The sequence below is a fragment of the Burkholderia dolosa genome, from assembly GCF_902499135.1.
GTDB lineage: Bacteria > Pseudomonadota > Gammaproteobacteria > Burkholderiales > Burkholderiaceae > Burkholderia > Burkholderia dolosa.
This window is the reverse complement of sequence record NZ_CABVPR010000118.1, coordinates 1-5,771: the sequence shown is the minus strand read 5'-3', so window position 1 is coordinate 5,771 and position 5,771 is coordinate 1. Positions and strand designations below refer to the sequence as shown.

The 5,771-nt window shown below is 66.8% G+C and carries 6 protein-coding genes; 2 read left to right on the top strand and 4 right to left on the bottom strand.

What is annotated here, in order from left to right:
• The 3 genes from BUB20358_RS27500 to lpxL form a co-directional block, all read right to left on the bottom strand.
• A partial coding sequence (locus BUB20358_RS27500) for a DUF484 family protein (protein WP_174905164.1) occupies positions 1-529 on the bottom strand: 529 nt, incomplete at its 3' end.
• Between the two features lie 54 nt (positions 530-583).
• A complete protein-coding gene (dapF, locus tag BUB20358_RS27495) occupies positions 584-1,453 on the bottom strand; it encodes a diaminopimelate epimerase (protein WP_035971553.1) in 870 nt (289 codons plus the stop codon).
• Positions 1,454-1,712: 259 nt separating this feature from the next.
• Entirely contained in the window at positions 1,713-2,597 is an 885-nt protein-coding gene (lpxL, locus tag BUB20358_RS27490) for a lauroyl acyltransferase LpxL (RefSeq protein WP_006763124.1), read from the bottom strand.
• A 262-nt stretch (positions 2,598-2,859) separates the two neighbouring features.
• Between lpxL and metK the strand changes: the two genes are divergently transcribed.
• The gene (gene metK / locus BUB20358_RS27485; protein WP_035971554.1) at positions 2,860-4,047 is read left to right on the top strand and encodes a methionine adenosyltransferase; all 1,188 of its coding nucleotides are present in this window, start codon (positions 2,860-2,862) and stop codon (positions 4,045-4,047) included.
• A gap of 99 nt (positions 4,048-4,146) precedes the next feature.
• Here metK and BUB20358_RS27480 read toward each other — a convergent pair whose 3' ends face one another.
• A complete protein-coding gene (locus tag BUB20358_RS27480; RefSeq protein WP_006763126.1) occupies positions 4,147-4,488 on the bottom strand; it encodes a hypothetical protein in 342 nt (113 codons plus the stop codon).
• A 350-nt stretch (positions 4,489-4,838) separates the two neighbouring features.
• Between BUB20358_RS27480 and BUB20358_RS27475 the strand changes: the two genes are divergently transcribed.
• Positions 4,839-5,612 (top strand): phytanoyl-CoA dioxygenase family protein, encoded by a 774-nt coding sequence (locus BUB20358_RS27475; RefSeq protein ID WP_035971555.1) that lies wholly within the window; start codon positions 4,839-4,841, stop codon positions 5,610-5,612.
• Positions 5,613-5,771: the final 159 nt, after the last annotated feature.

Below are 5,771 nucleotides of genomic sequence, written 5' to 3'. Positions count from 1 at the left end.
CCGGCGGGGCTTCGCCGCCGTCCGCGGCGGTCGCGGCCGGTGCGGCGAGCGCCGGCGCGAGCCACTGCGCGGCTTCGAAGCCCGTATTCGCGCCGCAGTACGGCGTCGACAGCCCGTTTGCGAACAGCCGCACTTCTTCGCCGACCTGCCGTGCGAATTCGGCCTGCGCATACGTTTCGGCGACGTCCCATACGCGCAGCGCGGTTTGCGGCACGTCGAACACGTCCGCGATGCCGTCGGCGATCGTGCGCGGCAGCGCGTACGGATCGCGTTCCGCGATCACGCGCGCGGTCCAGCGGCTGAACTTCGCGGACAGGCTGTCGTTCTCGTGTCCATAGCGCACGAGCTCCGCGAGGCGGCGCTCGAGATGCTTGTTCTTGTCGCGCAGCATCTCCATCTGCCGCTCCTGCAGCGAGATCGCCGCCTTGCCGTGCGGATTCGCGAGACGGATCGTCGCGAGCAGTTCGGCATGCTGCGCGAAGAATTCGGGGTTGGCGAGCAGGTAGTCGGCGACTTCGCGATCGTTCATGGGGTTGCGCGTTGAATCAGGACGTTGACGGGATGACGGACGAGGTGACGGCGCTTACGCGTTCAGGTCGATCTCGCCTTCGAACACGGTCTCGGCGGGCCCGGCCATCGTCAGCGCGGCGGTTTCGTCGCGCGCGCCGTCCCAGCCGATCGTCAGCGTGCCGCCGTGCGTGTGCACCGCGACCGGCGAATCGAGCAGCCCGCGCCGGATGCCGGCCGCGACCGCCGCGCACGCACCGGTGCCGCACGCGAGCGTTTCGCCCGCGCTGCGTTCGTACACGCGCAGTTTCACCTCATGGCGCGACACGATCTGCATGAAGCCGGCGTTCACGCGCTGCGGAAAGCGCGCGTGGCGTTCGATCAGCGGACCTTCGTCGAGCACCGGATAAGCTTCGGCATCGTCGACCACCTGCACCGCGTGCGGATTGCCCATCGACACCGTCGAGATCCAGCGCGTCGCGCCGCCGACGTCGAGCGGCCACAGCGTGTCGCGGCCTTCCGGGCGCCCTTCGAGGCCGGACGCGTCGAACAGCACCTGCGCGGGCTCGAACACCGGCGCGCCCATGTCGACGACGACTTCGCCGTTGTCCTGCATCGTCAGCGTAATCAGGCCCTTCATCACCTGCACGCGGACGCTGCGCTTGTCGGTGAGCCCGCGGTCGCTGACGAACTTCACGAAGCAGCGCGCACCGTTGCCGCAGTGTTCGACTTCGCCGCCGTCGCAGTTGAAGATCCGGTACTTGAAGTCGGCGCCGTCGACGGTCGGCTTCTCGACCACCAGCAGCTGGTCGGCGCCGATGCCGAAGTGCCGGTTCGCGAGCGCGCGTACCTGCGCCTGGGTGAGCGGCGGCAGCGCGCGCGAATAGCCGTCGAGCACGACGAAGTCGTTGCCCGCGCCGTGCATCTTGGTGAACGAGAGTTTCACTGGGTCCGGAATTCCATGGCGAACAAGGCGGCCGGCGCGACGCGGCCGCCGTCGCGCTTCGCGCACGGCGGCGTTCGTCGGGCCGATCTCAACCGCAAATGATACATGCAGCCGACCGGGGCGTCCCGCGCGGCCGGGCGCGCGGCATCGATGAAGGTGCGCGGCGGCGCGACGTTTGCCGGCAGCCGGTGCCCGATGCCGCGGGCCGCCGAAGATCGGAGGATTTCCGCCGTCGCCGGCGGCGCGCCCGAAGCGATCCTCAGTACAGGCTCGGCTCGCCCGGCGGACGCGTCTTGAAGCGCTTGTGAACCCAGTAATACTGCTCGGGCATCAGCGGAATCTGTTCTTCGAGAAATGCGTTCATCCGCCGCGCGTCGAGATCGTCGTCGCCGGTCGGATAGTGATCCCAAGGCTTGAACACCTTCAGCCGGTAGCCCTTGTAGTTCGGCAGCACTTCGCCGATGAACGGCACGACCTGCGCGTGGCCCGTTTTTGCGAGGCGGCCGACGGCGGTCAGCGTGCACGCGGGCACGCCGAAGAACGGGACGAACGTCGAGTTGCGCAGCCCGTAGTCCATGTCGGCGCCCAGCATCACCGGCTTGCGGTCGCGCAGCCAGCGCAGCACGACGCGCGCGCTGTCCGCGCGGCCGACCATCTCGGCGTCGAAGCGTCCGCGCGCCTTCTTCGCCTCCTCTTCGAGCACCGCGTTGGAGAACGGCTGGTACAGCGAGCCGCAGCGGCGCTGCAGCGAGCGGTTCAGCCAGATCGAGCCGGCCTCGATGCCGACGAAATGCAGGCCGAGGAACAGCGTCGGCGGCAGATCGGGATCGGTGAGATCGATCGCGCTGTCGACCTCGATCAGCTTCTCGAGCTTGCGCTCGGAGCCGAACCACTGGACGCTGCGCTCGACGTAGCTGCGGATCGCGTGGCGGAAATGCTGCCCGGCGACCGCTTCGCGGCGCGCGTCGCTCCAGTCGGGAAAGCAGAGTTTCAGATTGATATGTACGATGCGCTTTCGCCGGCTGGGAAGCTGGTACAGCAGCCAGCCGAGGCCGTCGCCGAGACGCGCGGTGATGCCGTACGGCAGCAGCGCGAGCAGCTTCAGCAAGCCGATGGCGAGGTGCGTGCCGATGCGGCCTAGCATGCGGAGTCTCCGTGGGGCCGGCATGCCGGCACGTCGCGAGCAGGGAGGAAGGACAGCGGAGGATGCAGCACGGGCGGCGCTCTGTGACAATTCATGAAAGCCGCTATAATACGGGCTTCGCCGAGTTAACTGACAACTTGCGGGGCGAAGCCGGCTGGCGCGAAGCGCGCTGCCCGGTACTGGTAATCCGCTAAAGCGTCGCCGCTTCAGGCCGAAAGAAGCTGGCTACGTGAAACCAACCGTAACCAAGGAGCCTGAAAAAGTGGCAAACGATTATCTCTTCACGTCCGAATCCGTCTCCGAAGGCCATCCGGACAAAGTCGCGGACCAAATCTCGGACGCGATTCTCGACGCCATCCTCGAGCAGGACAAATATTCGCGTGTTGCCGCCGAAACGCTGTGCAACACGGGTCTCGTCGTTCTGGCCGGTGAAATCACCACGACGGCCAACATCGATTACATCCAGATCGCGCGCGACACGATCAAGCGCATCGGCTACGACAACACCGATTACGGGATCGACTACAAGGGCTGCGCGGTGCTGGTCGCGTACGACAAGCAGTCGCCGGACATCGCGCAGGGCGTCGATCGCGCGCACGACGACAACCTCGACCAGGGCGCCGGCGACCAGGGCCTGATGTTCGGCTACGCGTGCGACGAAACGCCCGAGCTGATGCCGCTGCCGATCTACCTGTCGCACCGCCTCGTCGAGCGCCAGGCGAGCCTGCGCCGCGACGGCCGTCTGTCGTGGCTGCGCCCGGACGCGAAGTCGCAGGTCACGATCCGCTACGTCGACGGCAAGCCCGATTCGATCGACACCGTCGTGCTGTCGACGCAGCATGCGCCCGACATCGAGCTGCCGGCGCTGCGCGAAGCCGTGATCGAGGAAATCATCAAGCCGACGCTGCCGGCCGAGCTGATCAAGGGCGACATCAAGTTCCTGGTGAACCCGACGGGCCGGTTCGTGATCGGCGGTCCGCAGGGCGACTGCGGGCTGACCGGCCGCAAGATCATCGTCGACACGTACGGCGGCGCTGCGCCGCACGGCGGCGGCGCGTTCTCGGGCAAGGATCCGTCGAAGGTCGACCGTTCGGCCGCGTATGCGGGCCGTTACGTCGCGAAGAACATCGTCGCCGCGGGCCTCGCGTCGCGCGCGCTGATCCAGGTGTCGTACGCGATCGGCGTCGCCGAGCCGACGTCGGTGATGGTCAACACGTTCGGCACGGGCCGCGTGTCGGATGCGGTGATCACGAAGCTCGTGCGCGAGCATTTCGACCTGCGTCCGAAGGGCATCATCAAGATGCTCGACCTGCTGCGTCCGATCTACGAGAAGACGGCCGCATACGGCCACTTCGGCCGCGAAGAGCCGGAATTCTCGTGGGAAGCGACCGACAAGGCGCTCGCGCTGGCCGAAGCGGCCGGCGTGGAGCCGACGGCGCGCGTCGCGTAAGCAGCGTTCGCCCGAAACAAAAAACCCCGGCTATGCCGGGGTTTTTTTATGGGTTCGAGCGCCGGCATGCGCGCGACTTCCGCGCACCGGCGTGCGCGTTCAACGCGCGCCGAATCCGAACCAGCCGTTGCTTGCCGCAAGGCGGCGCGGGCGATTGATGCGGCGTCGCGGCGCCAGCGTGCGGCGCAGCGCGAGCGCGCGCAGCGACGACGGCTTCTGCAGCAGCGAGCGCAGGCCCGCACGGCGCGCGAACGCATGCGCGCTCATCATCGAGAAAAACGCGTGGAACCACGCGCGGATGCCGTCCAGCCGCGCATGCGCGGCCGTGCGCTCGGCGAGCGCACGCGTGCGTGCGCGATGATGGCGCAGCGAGCGGACGGGAGCGGACGGCATCACGCGCTTTGCAGCGCGGCTGAGACGGGAAGTCAGACGGAATGGCATGTGAACGATGCTTCGCTTGAATAAATGGCGCCCTTGAAGAACGCACTGGTATGAACGGCCTCGGATGGCGCAACGGATGTTACCGAAACCCGTTGCGCGCCGCGCCCGCCAGAACTGACAGGCTGCTCCACCTTACAGGGCTTTCGTGACCGGCAAAAGTCGCGATAAACCCTCGTGCAACGAGCAAGCCGCGTGCCACGTGTCGGTGAGGCCGACGCCGCGCCGCAGAGTTCCGTTGAGCGCGATCAAATCGACGATTGGCATGCCCCTGCGCACGACAATGGTGCTGTTCGCCGTATTCGGTGCCGATTTACAATCGTCACATTCACACCATCAAGATCTGGCAGCCCATGTCGTCTTCATTGCAGTCGGAATCGATCCGCGCACAAGTCGCGGAGTTGCGCGAACGCGGCTTCGTCATCGCACGCGGCCTCGTGGACGAGCAGCAGTGCGCGGCGCTCAAGCGCATTGCGGAGCGCCAGCTGCAGGAGGCGGCGGAGCCGATCGAATTCGAAGCGGACCTGCGCTATCCGGGCGCGCCGGAGTCGAAGCACGCGCCGGGCGGGCATACGGTGCGGCGGCTGCTCGACGCATATGCGCGCGATCCGGCGTTCGCGCAGCGCGCGGTTGCGCCCGAAATCGGCGCATGGATGCGCGCGTACTTCGGCGAAGAACCCGTGCTGTCGCGCGCGCATCACAACTGCATGATGACGAAGCACCCCGCATACGGGAGCCTGACCGGCTGGCATCGCGATTTTCGCTACTGGGCGTTCGAGCGCGCGGACATGGTGTCGGCATGGCTCGCGCTCGGACCGGAAACGAACGAGAACGGCGCGCTGTGGCTCGTGCCCGGCTCGCATACTGCCGAATTCGGCCCGGAAGCGTTCGACGACGCGAAGTTTTTCCGCAGCGACCTGCCGGAGAACCGCAAGATGATCGACGCGGCGACGTGCCCGCCGCTGCAGACCGGCGACGTCGTGTTTTTCCACTGCAACACACTGCATTCGGCCGGCCAGAACCGGTCGAACCACGTGAAGTTTTCGCTCGTGTACACGTATCACGGCGCGAGCAACCGGCCGATTCCGGGCACGCGTTCGGCGGCGAAGCCGGAAGTGCAGTTCTAGCGGGCGATTCGGCGCGATCGGGCGATCGCGATGCGGCGGCGTTCGCTGCGGCATCGCCGACGAACGGAAAACGGGCGGCCAGGTGAACTGAACCCCAGAAGTTGGACGGTTCAGGAATGCTAGGCCAGCCGGGGCTGGGTTCTGTATTGAACAGGACTC

What these genes read in the sequence shown, in the direction of transcription:
- lpxL (WP_006763124.1), bottom strand. Translation starts at nt 2,597, where the DNA reads ATGCTAGGCCGCATCGGCACGCACCTCGCCATCGGCTTGCTGAAGCTG.
- BUB20358_RS27480 (WP_006763126.1), bottom strand. Translation starts at nt 4,488, where the DNA reads ATGCCATTCCGTCTGACTTCCCGTCTCAGCCGCGCTGCAAAGCGCGTG.
- BUB20358_RS27475 (WP_035971555.1), top strand. Translation starts at nt 4,839, where the DNA reads ATGTCGTCTTCATTGCAGTCGGAATCGATCCGCGCACAAGTCGCGGAG.